The sequence below is a fragment of the Cellulomonas sp. KU4C genome, assembly GCF_056868065.1.
Window position 1 is genome coordinate 1,554,625 of sequence record NZ_CP200322.1, and the last position, 15,607, is coordinate 1,570,231.

Genomic DNA, 15,607 nt, shown 5'->3' on the forward strand with positions numbered 1-15,607 from the left:
ATGGCGACCGCGACCCAGGACGCCGTGCTCGCCGGCGCCGTCGACCTCGCCCGTGCGGCGGCGCTCGAGATCGCCGAGCAGCCCACCGACGTCGGCGAGCACCTCGGCCACACCGTCGACGCCGACCGGCTCGTCTCGCACCGGTTCGCCTGCACCGCCCGCGGCTACCGCGGCTGGGTGTGGACCGTCACGCTGTCGCGCGTGCCCCGGGCCCGCAAGGCCACGGTGTGCGAGGCCGTCCTGCTGCCCGGCGACGACGCCGTCCTGGCCCCCGCCTGGGTGCCGTGGGACGAGCGCCTGCGGCCCGGCGACCTCGGCCCCGGCGACGTGCTGCCGTTCCGCCCCGACGACCCGCGGCTCGAGCCCGGCTGGACGCCCACCGGCGACCCCGAGCTCGACGACGTCGCCATCGGCGAGCTCGCCCTCGCCCGCGCTCGCGTGCTGTCGCCCGTCGGCATCGCCCAGGCCGCCGAGCGCTGGTACCGCGGCAAGCAGGGCCCTGCGTCCGCCGGTGCCGTCGCCGCCGCCGGGTCCTGCCAGACGTGCGGGTTCCTCGTGCCGCTGCAGGGCTCGCTCGGCACGGTGTTCGGCGTGTGCGTCAACGAGTGGTCGCCGGACGACGGCAAGGTCGTCGCCCTCGAGCACGGCTGCGGCGCGCACTCCGAGACCGACGTCGAGGCGCGGCCGTCCGAGTGGCCCGACGTGCCCGTGAGCCGCGACCTGCTGGTCGAGCCGACGAGCGACGCGGCGGCCGGTGAGGCTGCGCCCGCGGCGGAGGCTGCTCCGGAGGCCGAGTCGGCTGCTCCGGAGGCGGAGGCACCCGAGGCCGGGACCGGCGCCGACGACGAGCGGCCCGCGCCCCAGCCGGAGCCGTGACCGCCGACGTCTTCGGCACCCGCGCCCTGCGCGACCGGGTGCTGGGGACGTGGCGCACCGACCCCGCGCGGCTGCGCGAGGACGCGAACACCGAGGAGGACCACGCCCGCGGGTACTACCGCGACCGCGTGGTCGTCGAGCTCGCCCAGAACGGCGCCGACGCCGCCGTGCGCGCCGGCGTGCCCGGGCGGCTGCTGCTCCGGCTCGCCGAGGTCGACGGCGCCCTCGTGCTCACCGCCGCGAACACCGGCGCCCCGCTGGACGCCGCGGGCGTCGCCTCGCTCGCGGCGATGCGCGCCTCCACCTCCCGGGACCGGCCCGAGACCGTCACGGGCCCCGGCCTGGTCGGCCGGTTCGGCGTCGGGTTCGCCGCCGTGCGTGCCGTCGCCGACGACGTCGCTGTGCTGTCCACCTCCGGCGCGGTGCGGTTCTCCCTCGACCTGACCCGGCAGGAGCTCGCGCTCGCCGCCACCGGGTCGCCACGGCTCGCCGACGAGGTCGCCCGGCGCGAGGGGTCGCTCCCGGCGCTGCGGCTGCCGCAGGAGCACACCGGCCGGCCGCCCGAGGGGTACGACACCGCCGTCGTGCTGACCCTGCGCGACGACGCCGCGGCCGACGCCGTGCGCGCGATGCTCGACGGCGTCGGGGACACCCTGCTGCTCGCGCTGCCGGGCCTCGCGGAGGTCGTCGTCGAGGACGAGACCACCGGGCGCCGCCGCCGGGTCGCCGACGTCGACCGCCGCTGGCGCCGCCGGACCGCCGAGGGCGAGCTCGACCCCGCGCTGCTGGCGGACCGACCCGTGGAGGAGCGCGCCCGACGGCGCTGGCGGGTCACCTGGGCGCTGCCGCGTGCCGCCGGCGCCGAGGGGGCGCCCGCCGCCTGGCCCGGCGACGAGGCGCTGCTGCCCCGCCGGGACCGTGTCGTGCACGCGCCCACGCCCACCGACGACCCGCTCGACCTGCCCGCGCTGCTCGTCCTCACGGCGCCGCTGGACCCGACCCGCCGGCACGTCGCCCGCGGCCGCGCCACCGACGCCCTGCTCGACATCGCCGCCGACGTCTACGCGCGCCTCGCCGCGGACGTCGCCGCCGACGGTGAGGACGCCCTGCGGCTCGTGCCGCTCGGGCTGCCCGCCGGGGACCTGGACGCGGCGCTGCGGCCGCGGCTGCTCGCGGAGCTCGGGGGCGCGCCGCTGCTCGTCGTGGCCGGGGCCGCGGAGCCGGAGCCCGGCGACGACGCCGCACCCGACCCCGGCCCGCACCTGGTGGCGCCGCACCGGGCCGTCGCGCTCGCCGGACCCGCCGCCGCCGACCTCACGCGCGCCCTCGCCCCCTGGTTCGCCGGGCTGGTCGCGCTGCCCGACGGCGCGCTGCCCGCCGCCCGCGCGCTCGAGGTCGAGGTCCGCGAGGTCGCCGACGTCGTCGACGAGCTCCCCGCTGCCGCCGGCCTGCCGCCGGAGCGGTGGCGCGTGCTGTACGCCGCGCTCGCGCCGGCCGTCGCGGACCCGCTGGTGCGGGAGGCGCTGGCCGCCCTGCCCGTGCCGCTCGCCGACGGCCGCGTGGTGCGCGGAGCGCGGGGCCTGCTGCTGCCCGTCGCGGGTGCGCTCGACCCCACGGGGCCGGTGAGCAGGTCGCTCGGCACGCTGAGCCGCTGGGGCGTGCGGCTCGTGCACCCCGCCGCCGCGCACGACGTGCTCGAGCGGCTCGGCGCGACGCCCGCCGACCCCGCCGCGCTGCTCGCCCACCCCGGCGTGCGGCAGGCCGTGCTGGACCAGGCGGACGAGGACGACCTCGAGCTCGCCGAGCAGGTCAGCGACGCCGTCCTGACCCTCGTCCGGGCGGCGGTCGCCGACGACGGCGGCCCCGACGAGGACGCGCCCGTCCCCGTCGACCGGGCCGTGCTCGGGCTGCTCACGCTGCGGGCCGCGGACGACGAGCCGACGCCCGCGCACGGCCTGGTGCTGCCCGGGTCGACCGCGGAGCAGCTGCTCGACGCCCGGGTGCTCGCGCCCGTCGCCGCGGCCGCCGTCGAGAGCTGGGGGGCGCGGACGCTCGCCGCCGTCGGGGTGCGCGCCGACCTGGTCCCGCTGCTGCTCACGGACGTCGTGGTCGGGACCGACGACCTCGGGCTGGACGACGACGACGCGGACCTGGTCACCGACGCGCTCGACGGCTGGGACGCGTACGTCGCGCACGCGGCCGACCGGCTCGGCGAGGGGGAGACCCTCGCGGAGGTCGTCGCCGTCGCCGACCTGGACGCCGTGCACCCGGACGCCTGGCCCCGGGTGCTGGCCCGGCTCGCGCGACCCGGCCCGCTGCGGCGCGCGCTGGTGGACCCGGTGCGGGTGACCGGCAGCACCCTGACCGTCCCCGGCTACACCGCGTGGTGGGTGCGGCACCGGTCGGGCGCCGTGCCCGCGACCGCGTTCGCGACGGCGGACGCCGAACCCGCCGTCGCTCGGCTGCTGCCCGCCGCGCCGCCCGAGATCGCCGCCCTCGACCCCGCGGCGCAGGCGGCGCTCGGCGGCGTCGGGCGGCTGGCCGCGGTGCCGCCCCGCGAGTGGGACCGGCTGCTGCGGGCCGCGGCCCCGGTCGGCGGGGCGGTCGACGTCGCGCTCGCCGCCGCGGTCTGGTCGGCGTGGGCCGGTCTCGCCGGGGACGCGGACGAGGGCGGGGCGCCCGGGTCCGACGCGGGCGGGCTGCCGGGGTCCGACGCGGGCGGGCTGCCCGGGTCCGACGCGGGCGGGCTGCCCGACCTCGACGTCGTGCCCGCGCTCGTCGCGCCGGACCGGGTCGCGCTCGTGCACGCGGAGGACGCGGCCGTCGCGCCGTCGCCGATGTGGTGGCAGCGCACCGACGTCGCCGCGATGGTGCCCGTCGCGGGGGCGGCCGCGGCCGAGGACCTCGCGGAGGCGCTGGGCCTGCCGACCGCGACCGACCTCGCCGACGGCCAGGTGGACGAGGGCGACGGCGACGACGCCGGCGGGCTCGCGCCCACGCCCGACGCGGCCCTGCTGCTCCTGCCGGGTGCGCCCGGGACCTGGGTGGAGCACGAGGCGCTGCGCGTGGACGGGGTCCCCGTCGACTGGTGGGTGGACGGTCACGGCGGGACGGCGGTCGTGCACGCGACGCACCTCGCCGGGCTCGCCCGCGGGCTCGCGCAGGCCGTCGGCGCGTGGCCGCTGCGGCACGCCGTCGAGCTCGCCCTCGTCGAGCCGGCCCGGGCCGCCGAGCTGGCCGTCGAGCAGGTCCTCGACCGCTGACGCCCCGATGACGACCCGCAGCCTGCTGACCTCGGCGTACCTGCCGGCCCTGCTCTACGAGACGGGCCTCGGCGCGGTGACGCCGGTGGTGGCGCTCGTCGCCGCGGGGCTCGGCGCGCGGCTCGACCAGGCCGCGCTCGTCGTCGCGCTCGTCGGCGTCGGGCAGATCCTCGGCGACGTCCCCGCGGGCGCGCTGGCGGCGCGGGTCGGCGACCGGCGGGCCATGCTCGTCGCCGCCGGGGTCGCGTGCGCCGCGCTCACCGTGTGCGCGGTCGCGCCGACGCTGCCGGTGCTGGCCGGCGGCGTGCTGCTGCTCGGCGCCGCGTCGGCCGTGTTCCACCTGGCCCGGCAGGCGTACCTGACCGAGGTCGTCCCCGTCGTGAACCGCGCCCGCGCGCTGTCGACGCTCGGCGGGGTGTCCCGGATCGGCATCTTCGCGGGCCCGTTCCTCGGCGCCGGCGTGCTGCACGTCGCCGACGACCTGCAGGCGGTGTTCTGGCTCGCCGTGGGCACCACGCTCGCGGCGGCGCTGGTCGTCGGGCTCGCGGGCGACGTCGACGACCGGCGCACAGCCCCCCGCGGCCGCCCGGAGCAGAGCACGGTCGCCCTCGTCCGCCGGCACGCGCACCTGCTCGCCACCCTCGGGCTGGCGGTGGTGCTGGTCGGCGCGGTCCGGTCCACCCGCGGCGTCGTGCTGCCCCTGTGGTCCGAGCACCTCGGGTTCGCGCCGGCGACGACCAGCCTGGTGTTCGGCCTCTCGGGGGCCGTCGACATGCTGCTGTTCTACCCCGCGGGCAAGGTGATGGACCGGTACGGGCGGCTGTGGGTGGCGGTGCCGTCGATGCTGGTGCTCGGCGGCGCGATCGCGGTGCTGCCGCTGACCTCGACGCTCGGCGGGCTGACGGTCGTGGCGATGGTGATGGGGTTCGGCAACGGGATCGGCTCCGGCATCCTCATGACCCTCGGGGCCGACGTCGCGCCACCGGGTGCCCGGGCGCAGTTCCTCGGCGTGTGGCGGGTGCTCCAGGACTCCGGGGCCGCCGCCGGGCCGCTCGTGGTGTCCGCCGTCGCCGCCGCCGGCAGCCTAGCCGCGGGCGTGCTGACGATGGGTGCCGCCGGGGTGCTCGCGGCGGGCGCGCTGGCCGTGTGGGTGCCGCGCTGGTCGGAGCACGCGAACGCCCGCACCCGCGCCCGCGCAGCCGCCGCGCCCCCACCCTGACGCCCCTGCCCGCGCCGCCAAGTCGCGACGAGTGGTCACGACACGCTGGCGCGGACCTTGCCCGGCCAGCGTGTCGTGACCTCTCGTCACTGCTGCGGGGTGCGGGGTGCGGGGAGTGCGTGCGGGGTGCGGGAGCGGGGGTCAGCGGCCGGGGCGCTGGCGGGTCCAGAGGTAGCCGGCGACTCCCAGCAGGGCGCCGACCACGCAGCTCCACACGACGAGGCCGGTCGCGGACCCGGTCGCCCAGAGCACCACGGAGACGACGAGGGCGGCGAGCCAGACACCGACGCCGACCAGGAACACGGGCCGCAGGCTCACGTGGACGGGGTCGGGGGTCGGCTTGCGCTGCTCGGGCCGCAGGGCCAGCTGGATGAACGACGGCACCCCCCCACCCTAGTCGCCGGCCCTGCACCGCCCGCCCGCACCCACCCGAGCGCACGAGTGGTCACGACACGCGGGGCCGGAGGTCCGGGATCCAGCGTGTCGTGACCACTCGTGGGCGCTGTGCCGGGGGGTCAGTCGCCGAAGGCGAGGGCCGTGGCGGTGGCCAGGGCCTGCGGGACGGCGGCGAGGTAGGCGTGCGCGACGTCCCAGGGCTCGAGCCCCGTGGCCGCGACCCCGGCGACGTCGTTCTCCTCGTGCGCGAGCACCGCCGCGAGCACGTGGCCGAGGGGGCCCTCGTGCCGCAGGACCGCGCCGGCCAGCGCGTCGGAGACGCCGGACCGGGTGACCAGGTCGGTGAGGTCGAACCGCTGCTGCGACGCGACCGCGGACAGCAGGCCCACGGTGTAGCCGGTGTCGTCGCCGGCGAGGGCGTGGCAGGTCTGCGCGCGGGTGAGGATCGACCACAGGGCCTGCACGGAGGACGGCTTGGCGTCGATGAGCGACGCGATCGCCAGGGCGTGCAGCTGCCGCGGGCCGACCAGGACGACGGCCTGCTGCACGGAGTCGATCTCGCGCCGGAGACCGAAGGCCGACGAGTTCACGAGGTGCAGCACGCGCATCGACAGCTCGGGGTCGGTGGCGACGGTGCGGACGACGAGCTGCTGGTCGACGGAGTCCGCGGACAGCACGCGCAGCAGCTCGAGGCACTGGAGCTCGCCGGCGGAGAACGTGCGGCGCGTGACGGGCGGGTCGCGGTGGAACATCGGGCCCTGCAGCAGGTCGACGCCGAGGGACGCGGCGGTCTCCAGGCGCTCGGTGCTGTCGGTGTGCTCGACGACGACGGTCGCGCCGGCGTCGTGCGCACGGGCGACCAGCAGGGCGCAGTGGTCCGGGCCGTGCCGCAGGTCGACCTTGACGACCGACACGCGGTCGAGCAGCCGGTCCTGCGGGGCGGAGCCGTCGTAGTCGGCGAGCGCGAGCCGGCTGCCGCGGAGGGTGGCCGCCGCGACGAGCGTGTCGATGTCGGGGCGGCGCGCGAGCGCGGGGGTGACCTCGAAGACCAGCCGCTCGGCGTCGTACCAGACGGCGCTGGTCCCGGCGAGCAGCCCGGACGTCGCGCGCAGCAGCACGGGCTTGTCGCCCGCGAGACCCGGCAGGTCGAGGCGCCGGTACGCGGCGTCGACGGCCTGCTCGGTGGCCTCGTCCGGCAGGGGCGCTCCGGTCGGTCCGCTGATGAGCACGCGCACGGCGTACCCGTAGACGGACCGGTCGGGGTGCACGACGGGCTGCCGCTGGACGGTGGCCTCGCCACCGCCGATCGGGATCGGGCTGCCGCTGGGTGCCCGCTGCCCGGCGGGGCGTGCGGGGTCGGCCCCGAGGGTCGAGGTCATGGGTGGGTCTCCTTGGTCAGGCGGCCCGGCCGAGCGGCGCGCGCAGCGGCCAGTCCTCGGTGAGGACGGTCTGGACCGCGGCACCGCTCGCCGGGTCGAGCACCAGCGGGGCCAGCAGGTTGGCGGTCGGCGGCTCGCCGCCGTCGGCGGGGCGCACGACGACGAGGCGCACGGCGTGCTCGCTGTCGGTGCCGAGGGCGGCGAGCACGTCGCCGTCGATCGTGGGCTCGTAGTCCGGGAAGAACGCGTCCGGGTCGATGACGAACAGCCGCACGGGGCGGGCGCCGTCGGGCTCGGAGCGCAGCGCGTAGAGCACGCCGGCGTCGTCCAGGGGGGTGAGCGTGAAGTCCTCGTACCCGACCAGCCCCGGCATGGGGGAGCTCAGGTGGAGGTGCTCGGGCAGGTGGGTGCGACGCGCGGCGTCCACGGTCAGAGTGCTCATCTCAGGAAGTCCAGGAGAGTCGGCTGCAGGACCTTGGCGGCGGCTCCGAGGGCACCCTTGTACGCGACCTCCTGCGACCCGAGGTCGAGGAAGATCTGCGCGAGGTCGACGTCCTGGATGGCCGACAGCCGCGTCTTCGACGTGAGCTGGGCCTCCTCGATGAGGTTCTGGGCGGAGTCGACCTGGTTCTGGCGGGCACCGATCGAGGAGACCTCGGTCAGCAGGTTGTCCATGTGCTCGTCGATCGCGGCGAGCTGGTCCGAGGGGTCGCCGCCGGCCTTGAGCGTGGCGGAGATCGAGTCGAGCAGGGCGAACACCGAGGTGTCGCCCTCCCCGAAGACGGCGGAGCCGAGCGAGTCGACGCGGACGGTGGTGCCGCTCGCGACGGTGCGCTCGACGGAGCCCGTGGCGACGCCGTTGAACGTGTAGGCGCCGTCGACGCCGGGCCCGTAGGCCGGCGTCCCGGACGTGCCGGCGAACACCGGACGGCCGAGGTAGGTGGTGTTGGCCTGCGTGAGCAGGGCCTCGCGGATGCCGTCCATCTCCTCCGCGAGGGCGAGGCGGGACGTGTCGCCGAGGGCGCCGTCGCCGCCGCGCACCGTGAGCTCGCGCGCCTTGGAGACGGACTTCAGGGCGGTGGCCAGCGCGCTGTCGATGGTGACGAGCCACGCCTCGCCGTCGGCGGCGTTGCGGCTGAACTGGTCCAGCTGGCGCTGCTCGCTCTCGATGCGGAGCACGTCGGCGGTGCCGGCCGGGTCGTCCGAGGCGAGGTTGATCTTCTTGCCCGAGGACATCTGGGACTGCAGCTCGGACATCCGCTGCAGGTTCGCCTGGACGTTGCCGAGCGTCGAGCTGCGCACCGTGAAGTGCGTGACGCGTCCGATGGAGGTCATCGGCCCACCACCCCCGTGCGGTTGATCAGCGTGTCGAGCATCTCGTCGATCGTGGTGAGGACGCGCGCGGCGCCCTCGTAGGCCCGCTGGAACGCCAGCATGTTCACGGACTCCTCGTCGGTGTCGACGCTGGTCTGGGCGAGCTGCGCGGCGGCGGCGGTGGACCGGGCGGCCTCCGCGACGGTCGCGCGGGAGGTGGCGCTGGCGGACTTGACGCCGAGGTCGACCACGAAGGACGACCACTGGGCGTCGGGGCTGCCGGTCGCGGCGGCGATGGCGGCGATCTGCCGGCCGACGCTGCCGTCGTGCGCGCCCTTGCCGGCGCCGGCGATGGCGATGTCGGCGGTGCTCGCGACGGCGACCTTGAGGCCGAGCGCGGCGGGCTGGCCCGCGGTGAGCGAGAAGAAGTCGCCCGCGGGGGTGTTCGTGGCGTAGCCGGCGACGGTGTAGCCGGTGCTGTGGATCGCGTTGACCTGGCCGGCGATGCTGGTGGCGATCGCGTTCAGGGAGCCGGCGGCCGTGGTGAGCAGGCCACCGCCGGCGGGCGGGGCGAGCGCGGTCAGCAGGCCGGCGACGCGACCGCCGTCCAGGCCGGCGGGGTGGCCGCTGCTCTTCCAGACGATCGAGACGGCGCCGCCGTCGACCGCGGCCTGGAACGAGGCGGGGCTGCCGGCGGAGACCGCGAGCTCGCTGGCGTTGCCGCCGGAGACGAGCGCGTTGCCGGCGACCATGACGTCGACGGTGCCGTCGTCGTTGGTGCGGCTGGACGCGCCGACCAGGCCGGACAGCTGGGTGACGAGGAGGTCGCGCTGGTCCATCAGCTCGTTGGCGGAGCCGCCGGAGTTGCTGATGGAGCGGATCCGGGTGTTGAGGTCCGCGATGTTCGCGGCGGTGGTGTTCACCTGGGTGACGAGCGACGTCGTCGTGGTGAGCGCCTGCTGCCACTGGGTGCCGGTGTCCTGGTAGAGCGTCGCGATGCGGTCGGTGACCGCCTTGGCGCGCTCGAGCAGGACGGCGCCGCTGGCGTCGGTGGAGGAGCCGGCGTTGTTGGCGACGTCGGACCAGGCGCTCCAGAACGCGGTGAGGTCCTTGGAGAAGCCGGTCTTGGACGGCTCGCCGACGACGCCCTCGAGGGTCTTGTACTCGCCGGCGACCGCGGCGAGCCGGGCGGCGCCCGAGGTCTCGTTGCGCAGCCGGGCGTCGAGGAACACGTCGCCGAGGCGCTCGAACCCGGTCACCGAGGTGCCCTGGCCGACGCCGTTCGTCGTGGCGAACATCGACGGGACGGTGGCGGCGGGCAGCGACGACAGCGCGGCGCGCTGGCGGGTGTAGCCGACGGTGTTGGCGTTCGCGACGTTCTGCCCCGAGACCTCCAGCGCCTGGCGCTGGGCGATCAGGGAGCTGAGCGCGGTGCCCAGTCCGGAGAAGGTGCTCACGGGTCCTCTTCCTCGCAGTTCAGATCAGAACGACTGGTCGATCAGCTGTGCGCTGCGATCGGCCTCGGCGGTGGTGTGACCCTGCGGGTCGTAGGTCTGCACGGACTGCTGCAGGGACATGAGGGTCTCCTGCGTCGCCCGGTGGGACATGGCGAGCAGCTCGCGGTTGCCGTCGGCGAGCTGGCTGATCTCGGTGGTGAGCTGGACGAAGGCGTCCCGGTGCGCGTGCAGCAGGTCGTCCCACGGGGTGGGGGCGTGCTCGGCGAGCTCGCGGAGGCTGCCGCCGGGCTCGAGGCCGAGCTCGAGGGCGACGGCGTCGGCCTCGACGGAGCGGCCGAGCTCGGCGTCGCGGATCTGGTCGAGCACGGACTCGACCTCCCGCGTGGCGTGGGCCAGCCACCGGGTGCGTCCGCTGGTCAGCACGAGCTGCTCCTCCTCGAGCTTGAACAGCAGCAGCTCGAGCAGACGGCGCTCGGACCACAGGACGTCGGACAGCTGGCTCAAGGCCATCGGGGGAGTCCCCTTTCCGTGCAGCGGTGGGGCCGGTTTCCGCGAGGTCTCCGGCGGGCTTGCACCTCCTATCGGGCACCGCCCCGTGGTCCTGAGCGAAATCGGACAGGTCTCTGCCGCGCGGGTTGTACCGCACGGTCAGATGCTGCTGATGACAGGTATCGACCCGGAGAGCGGATTCCCTGATGTGACGTGCATCACAGATTGCGCGAGGGCTCCGGAACTATGTCGTCGGATGTCCGATTTGTCAGACCGGAAGGTCCGAAATGGCCGCGGAAGTCGCATAGATCGGGTCTCTGAGAACTTGATGAGAAAAACTCAAGGCCTGTTTCAGCGGGACCGAGAACCGTCTCGTGAACAGCTCCGCATCCACCCCCGCCACCGACGCGCTCGTCGTCGCGCACATGCCCCTCGTGGGCTACCAGGTGAGCGAGGTCCTCTCCCGGGTCCCCGCCACCGTCAGCCGCGACGACCTCGTCTCGGCCGGTCACCTCGCCCTCGTGCTCGCCTCCCGCGCGTACGACGCCGAGACCGGCGTCCCCTTCGCCCGCTACGCCGCGCTGCGCATCCGCGGCGCCCTGATCGACGAGCTGCGCTCGATGGACTGGGCCTCCCGCGGCGCCCGCCACCGCGCCCGTGAGATGTCGGCCGCGAGCGACCGCCTCACCGCGACCCTCGGCCGCGTGCCCACCCGCACGGAGCTCGCCTCCGAGCTCGGCACCGACGTCGCCGCCGTCGACCAGGCCCGCCAGGACGCCGAGCGCCGCGTGCTGTCGATGGACGCCTCGGTGCACCCCGTCGCCGACCTCGTCCGCGACGACGCCCCCGGCCCGGAGGACAACGTCCTCCTCACCGAGCGGCTCCGCTACCTCCGCGCCGCCGTCGACACGCTGCCCGACCGGCTGCGCACCGTCGTCGAGGGCCTGTTCCTCCAGGACCGGTCCGTCGCCGAGCTCGCCGACGAGCTGGGCGTCACCCAGTCGCGGATCAGCCAGCTGCGCACCGAGGGCCTGGCCCTCATGCGCGACGGCCTGAACGCGAGCCTGGACCCCGACATGGTCCCCGCCGCCGAGCGGCCCGACGGCGTCGCCGAGCGCCGCCGCCGCAGCTACTTCGCCGCCGTCGCCTCGCGCGCCGCCATGACGGCCGCCGGCCACCAGGTCGAGGCCGCCGGCGTCCCCACGCCGTTCGAGGGCGACACCCGCGCCGCCCGGACCCTCGCGGTCTGACGCCGGAGCAGCACCCCCACCGAGCTCGTTCACACCGCGCCAGGCGCCGGTCCGCGAACCCCGCGGCCGGCGCCTTTCGCGTGCTCCAGGGGTGTTCTGCCTGGTCAGCGGCCCGCGTTGCCCCTATCGGGTGAACCGCGGCGAAACCCTCAGAGGTGCGGCGCCGCGGTCGAAGTTCAAGGGTGAGCCCACGGATGGGCCACGAGTACCCCGATCAAGGAAGAAGAGAACCATGGCGCTCTCCGTCAACACGAACATCGCGGCACTGAACGCGTACCGCAACCTCTCCGCCACGCAGAACGACCTGGGCAAGTCCCTGGAGAGCTTCTCCAGCGGCCTGCGCATCAACCGCGCGGCGGACGACGCTGCCGGCCTGGCGATCTCCGAGGGCCTCCGCGCCCAGATCGGCGGCACCACGCAGGCCGTCCGCAACGCCCAGGACGGCATCTCGGTCGTGCAGACCGCTGAAGGCGCCCTGACCGAGACGCACTCCATCCTGCAGCGCATGCGTACGCTGTCGGTCCAGGCGTCCAACGAGGGTGGTCTGTCCGACACCGCGAAGTCCAACATCCAGGACGAGCTGTCCGAGCTCAAGACCGAGCTCACCCGCATCGCGGACACCACGCAGTTCAACGGCAAGAAGCTGCTGGACGGCAAGTACGACGGTTCGTTCCAGGTCGGCGCCAACACCTCGGCGCAGGACAAGATCAACGTCAAGATCGAGACCGGCAACGGCCAGGGCCTCGGCGCCGTCGGCCTGGGCGTCGCGAACGTCGACGTCACCACCATCTCGGCCAACGCGACCACCGTCGCCAACACCACCTCGGCCGCGTCCGGCACCGCCGGCGTCAAGACCCTCGGTGCGGCCGTGGACTACACCGCTGACGACGTGAAGAACTTCACGGACCTCAACGGCACGGTCACCATCGGCTCCAAGTCGCTCGACCTGAAGTCGGTCGACTACACCGGTGTCACCACCTCGGCCGGCGCCGTCACCGCGCTGAACAACGCCCTCACCGCCAAGTTCGGTGCGGGTGCCGCCACGGCCGCCGCCACGGCGACCGGCATCACCCTGACCGGTGCGGCCACGACGGGCACGGCCGCCGAGGTCGCCGCCACCGAGATCGGCTTCAAGCAGGCCTCGGGTGCCGACGACGCGATCGACCTGATCGACGCCGCCATCACCTCGGTCTCCTCGGTCCGTTCCTCCCTCGGTGCGGTCCAGAACCGCTTCGACCACACCATCAACAACCTCAACGTCGCGGTGGAGAACCTGACCGCGTCCGAGAGCCGCATCCGCGACACCGACATGGCGTCCGAGATGGTCAGCTACACCCGCGCCTCGATCCTGTCGCAGGCCGGTACGGCGATGCTCGCCCAGGCCAAGAACCTGCCGCAGAGCGTGCTCCAGCTCCTCCAGCGAGCTGACACCCCGGGCCGGTGACGGCCAGGGGTACCGCATGACCTGACAGGCGGTGGGTGGACGACCGTCCACCCACCGCCTGTCGCGTGCCGGCACCGCCGCGCACGAGCACCGACCCCGGGAAGGACCGCACCAGCATGGTGGGCAGCATCGGCATCGACGGCCTGATCAGCGGCATGAAGACGACCGAGCTCATCGACCAGCTCCTGGCGGTCGAGGGCAACCAGCAGAAGCTGCTGGCGTCCAAGCGGACCGGTCTGCAGTCCGTGGTCTCCGCGCTGCAGTCGCTCAACACCAAGGTCGCCTCCCTGGGCACCGCCGCCACGACCGCCCTCAAGGCCGAGTCCTGGCAGACCACGACCGCGTCGTCCACGTCGACGTCCGTCGTGGCCGTGACGTCGACGGACGCGACGCCGTCCTCCGTCACGATGACCGTCGACACGCTGGCGTCCTCGCAGTCGACCCTCTACACGCTCCCGACGTCGTACTCCGACGCGAAGCCGATGTTCACGCTGGCCATCGGCGGCGAGCTCAAGACCATCACCGCGTCGAGCGACCACATCGGCGACATCGTCTCCGCCTTCAACGCCGAGGGCACCGGCGTCTCCGCGTCCGCCGTGAACGTGGGCACCGCGAAGGACCCGGTCTACAAGCTCCAGCTCACCGGCACCACCACCGGCGCGACGAACTCGTTCTCGCTGACCGCGATCAACCCCAACGACGGGACCGCGCTGTCCGCGCAGTCGCTGCGGACCGCCGCCGACGCGCAGATCACGCTGTGGCCCGGCACGCCCGGCGAGACGAAGGTGTTCTCCTCGAGCAACGAGTTCAAGGGCGTGCTCACCGGCGTCGACCTCACCGTCAGCAAGACGGGCGCCGAGGAGGTCACCGTCACGGTCGGCCGCAACGCCGCGACGATGAGCAAGCTCGCCGCGAACATCGTGACCAACCTCAGCGCCGTGCTCGGCGACATCGCCGACCGCACCAAGTCCTCCACGGGCACCGCGTCCGACGGCGGGTCGATCCTCAAGGGCGGCCTCCTGTCCGGCAACACGGCCGTGCGCGTCATGCAGCAGGCCGCGCTCACCGCCGGCGCCCTGCAGGTCGACGGCAAGTCGCCCGCGTCGGTCGGCATCGTCCTCGGCAAGGACGGCACGTTCACCTACGACGAGGCGAAGTTCACCGCGGCGTACAACGCGGACCCGGTCGGCACCCAGAAGATCGTGCAGGCCGTGGCCAGCACCCTGGAGACCGCCGCGACCTCCGCGTCGGACCCGACCAAGGGCTCGCTGACCGCGCAGATCAAGTCCTACGAGGGCGAGGTCAGCGACCTCGCCGACCGGATCGCCGACTGGGACGACCGCCTGACCACGCGTCGCGCGTCCCTGACCCGCACGTACACCGCGATGGAGGTCGCGATGTCGAAGATGCAGTCGACCTCGAACTTCCTCAGCCAGCAGCTCGCCCAGCTCAACGCGAACAACGCGAGCTGACCCGCCCCGAACGGAAGGCAGGACCGTCGTGTACGACGTCCGGAACCGGTACCTCGCCGACGCGGTCGCCACCGCCGGCCCCGCCAAGCTCCTCACCATGCTCTACGACCGGCTGCTGCTGGACCTGGACCGGGCCGAGGCCGCGCTGCGCGCCGGCGTCCGGGCCGAGGGCACCCAGCACCTCGCGCACGCGCAGGAGATCGTGGCGGAGTTCATCGCCAACCTGAACGTGGGCGCCTGGGACGGCGGCGACCGGCTGCTGTCGATCTACACGTACCTGCTGTCCGAGATGATCGGCGCGAGCATGGCCGGCGACGCCGACCGCGCCGCGGCCTGCCGCGCGGTCGTCGCCCCGCTGGCCGAGGCCTGGCGGGAGGCCGCCACGGCGGTCGCCGCCGACGTGCCGACGCCGCGGCCCGCGCCCGTCTCCGAGGGGCTCGGCGCCGGGTCCGGGGTGCTCGGTGTCGGCTGACGCCCCCGCCGTCGCGGCGGTGGGCACCCTCGAGGGCGCACGGCTCGACGCCGACGCGCACCCCGGGACCGGCGCCGGCGACCACGCCGGTCACGACGACCGGGACGCCCGCGCCGCGCGCGAGGCCGCCTGGGTCACCGCGCTGACCGCGATGGAGCACGAGGCGGACCGCGCGGAGGACCTGCTCCGCGTCGCCCGCACCCCGGGTCCGGACGTGACCGAGGACGTCGTCGTCGACGTCGCGGTCACCGAGCCCTGGCGCACCCCCCGCGGCCTCGGCGCCCTGCCGCTGTCCCTCGCCCCGCGCGCCGCCGCGCTCGTCGAGCGCCAGCGCGACCTGGTCCGCCGCACCGCCGAGCAGCTGGGCGAGCACCGCCGCCGCCTGCGCACCTCCGACGGCCTGCGCACCCGCGCCGCCGCGGCCCCGGTCTACCTCGACATCGAGGGCTGACGCCCGTCACGCGACGTCGGGCACCGGGGCGTCGCGTGGAGGATTCCCGCCCCGACACCCCCGCGTGCCGCCCCGGGTGGATCCACCCCGCGGCGGCAGCCCCGGGGTGTGGACGATCCCGTGTC

Annotated in this window: 14 protein-coding genes; 8 read left to right on the forward strand and 6 right to left on the reverse strand. The window is 75.2% G+C overall.

From position 1 onward, the window contains the following. From AC1VL8_RS07390 to AC1VL8_RS07400, 3 genes are read left to right on the forward strand one after another with little or no spacing between them, the layout of a single operon-like run. Positions 1–876, forward strand: coding sequence for a DUF3027 domain-containing protein (locus AC1VL8_RS07390; RefSeq protein ID WP_483074705.1), 876 nt, complete (start codon positions 1–3; stop codon positions 874–876). After that, complete coding sequence (locus AC1VL8_RS07395) at positions 873–4,139, forward strand: sacsin N-terminal ATP-binding-like domain-containing protein (protein WP_483074706.1); 3,267 nt, start codon at positions 873–875, stop codon at positions 4,137–4,139. The genes AC1VL8_RS07390 and AC1VL8_RS07395 overlap by 4 nt, the downstream gene beginning before the upstream one ends. Before the next feature lie 7 nt (positions 4,140–4,146). Next, a complete protein-coding gene (locus tag AC1VL8_RS07400; RefSeq protein WP_483074707.1) occupies positions 4,147–5,358 on the forward strand; it encodes an MFS transporter in 1,212 nt (403 codons plus the stop codon). A gap of 141 nt (positions 5,359–5,499) precedes the next feature. Here AC1VL8_RS07400 and AC1VL8_RS07405 read toward each other — a convergent pair whose 3' ends face one another. The 6 genes from AC1VL8_RS07405 to flgN all read right to left on the reverse strand — a co-directional run bounded on the left by AC1VL8_RS07405 (position 5,500) and on the right by flgN (position 10,414). Beyond that, positions 5,500–5,742 (reverse strand): DUF2530 domain-containing protein, encoded by a 243-nt coding sequence (locus AC1VL8_RS07405; protein ID WP_483074708.1) that lies wholly within the window; start codon positions 5,740–5,742, stop codon positions 5,500–5,502. Between the two features lie 131 nt (positions 5,743–5,873). Continuing rightward, positions 5,874–7,133 carry an EAL and HDOD domain-containing protein gene (locus tag AC1VL8_RS07410; RefSeq protein WP_389232838.1) on the reverse strand — a complete coding sequence of 420 codons (1,260 nt, stop codon included), beginning with the start codon at positions 7,131–7,133 and terminating at the stop codon, positions 5,874–5,876. 16 nt (positions 7,134–7,149) lie between these two features. Then, positions 7,150–7,575 (reverse strand): flagellar assembly protein FliW, encoded by a 426-nt coding sequence (locus AC1VL8_RS07415; protein ID WP_389232835.1) that lies wholly within the window; start codon positions 7,573–7,575, stop codon positions 7,150–7,152. Next, the gene (gene flgL, locus AC1VL8_RS07420; protein ID WP_483074709.1) at positions 7,572–8,468 is read right to left on the reverse strand and encodes a flagellar hook-associated protein FlgL; all 897 of its coding nucleotides are present in this window, start codon (positions 8,466–8,468) and stop codon (positions 7,572–7,574) included. The genes AC1VL8_RS07415 and flgL overlap by 4 nt, the downstream gene beginning before the upstream one ends. Then, a complete protein-coding gene (flgK, locus tag AC1VL8_RS07425; RefSeq protein WP_483074710.1) occupies positions 8,465–9,904 on the reverse strand; it encodes a flagellar hook-associated protein FlgK in 1,440 nt (479 codons plus the stop codon). Before flgK ends, flgL begins: the two co-directional genes overlap by 4 nt. 24 nt (positions 9,905–9,928) lie before the next feature. Further along, positions 9,929–10,414, reverse strand: coding sequence for a flagellar export chaperone FlgN (gene flgN / locus AC1VL8_RS07430; protein WP_389232825.1), 486 nt, complete (start codon positions 10,412–10,414; stop codon positions 9,929–9,931). Positions 10,415–10,767: 353 nt separating this feature from the next. On the opposite strand from flgN, the gene AC1VL8_RS07435 reads away from it, so the two are divergent. The 5 genes from AC1VL8_RS07435 to AC1VL8_RS07455 all read left to right on the forward strand — a co-directional run bounded on the left by AC1VL8_RS07435 (position 10,768) and on the right by AC1VL8_RS07455 (position 15,482). Further along, on the forward strand, positions 10,768–11,643 hold the full coding sequence (locus tag AC1VL8_RS07435) for a sigma-70 family RNA polymerase sigma factor (RefSeq protein WP_483074711.1): 876 nt from the start codon (positions 10,768–10,770) through the stop codon (positions 11,641–11,643). A 232-nt stretch (positions 11,644–11,875) separates the two neighbouring features. Then, positions 11,876–13,087, forward strand: a complete 1,212-nt coding sequence (locus AC1VL8_RS07440) for a flagellin N-terminal helical domain-containing protein (protein WP_483074712.1) — start codon at positions 11,876–11,878, stop codon at positions 13,085–13,087. A 116-nt stretch (positions 13,088–13,203) separates the two neighbouring features. Beyond that, positions 13,204–14,559 carry a flagellar filament capping protein FliD gene (gene fliD / locus AC1VL8_RS07445; protein WP_483074713.1) on the forward strand — a complete coding sequence of 452 codons (1,356 nt, stop codon included), beginning with the start codon at positions 13,204–13,206 and terminating at the stop codon, positions 14,557–14,559. 28 nt (positions 14,560–14,587) lie between these two features. Further along, the gene (locus tag AC1VL8_RS07450) at positions 14,588–15,031 is read left to right on the forward strand and encodes a flagellar export chaperone FliS (protein ID WP_483074714.1); all 444 of its coding nucleotides are present in this window, start codon (positions 14,588–14,590) and stop codon (positions 15,029–15,031) included. Beyond that, a complete protein-coding gene (locus AC1VL8_RS07455; RefSeq protein ID WP_483074715.1) occupies positions 15,021–15,482 on the forward strand; it encodes a hypothetical protein in 462 nt (153 codons plus the stop codon). The genes AC1VL8_RS07450 and AC1VL8_RS07455 overlap by 11 nt, the downstream gene beginning before the upstream one ends. Positions 15,483–15,607 lie beyond the last annotated feature (125 nt).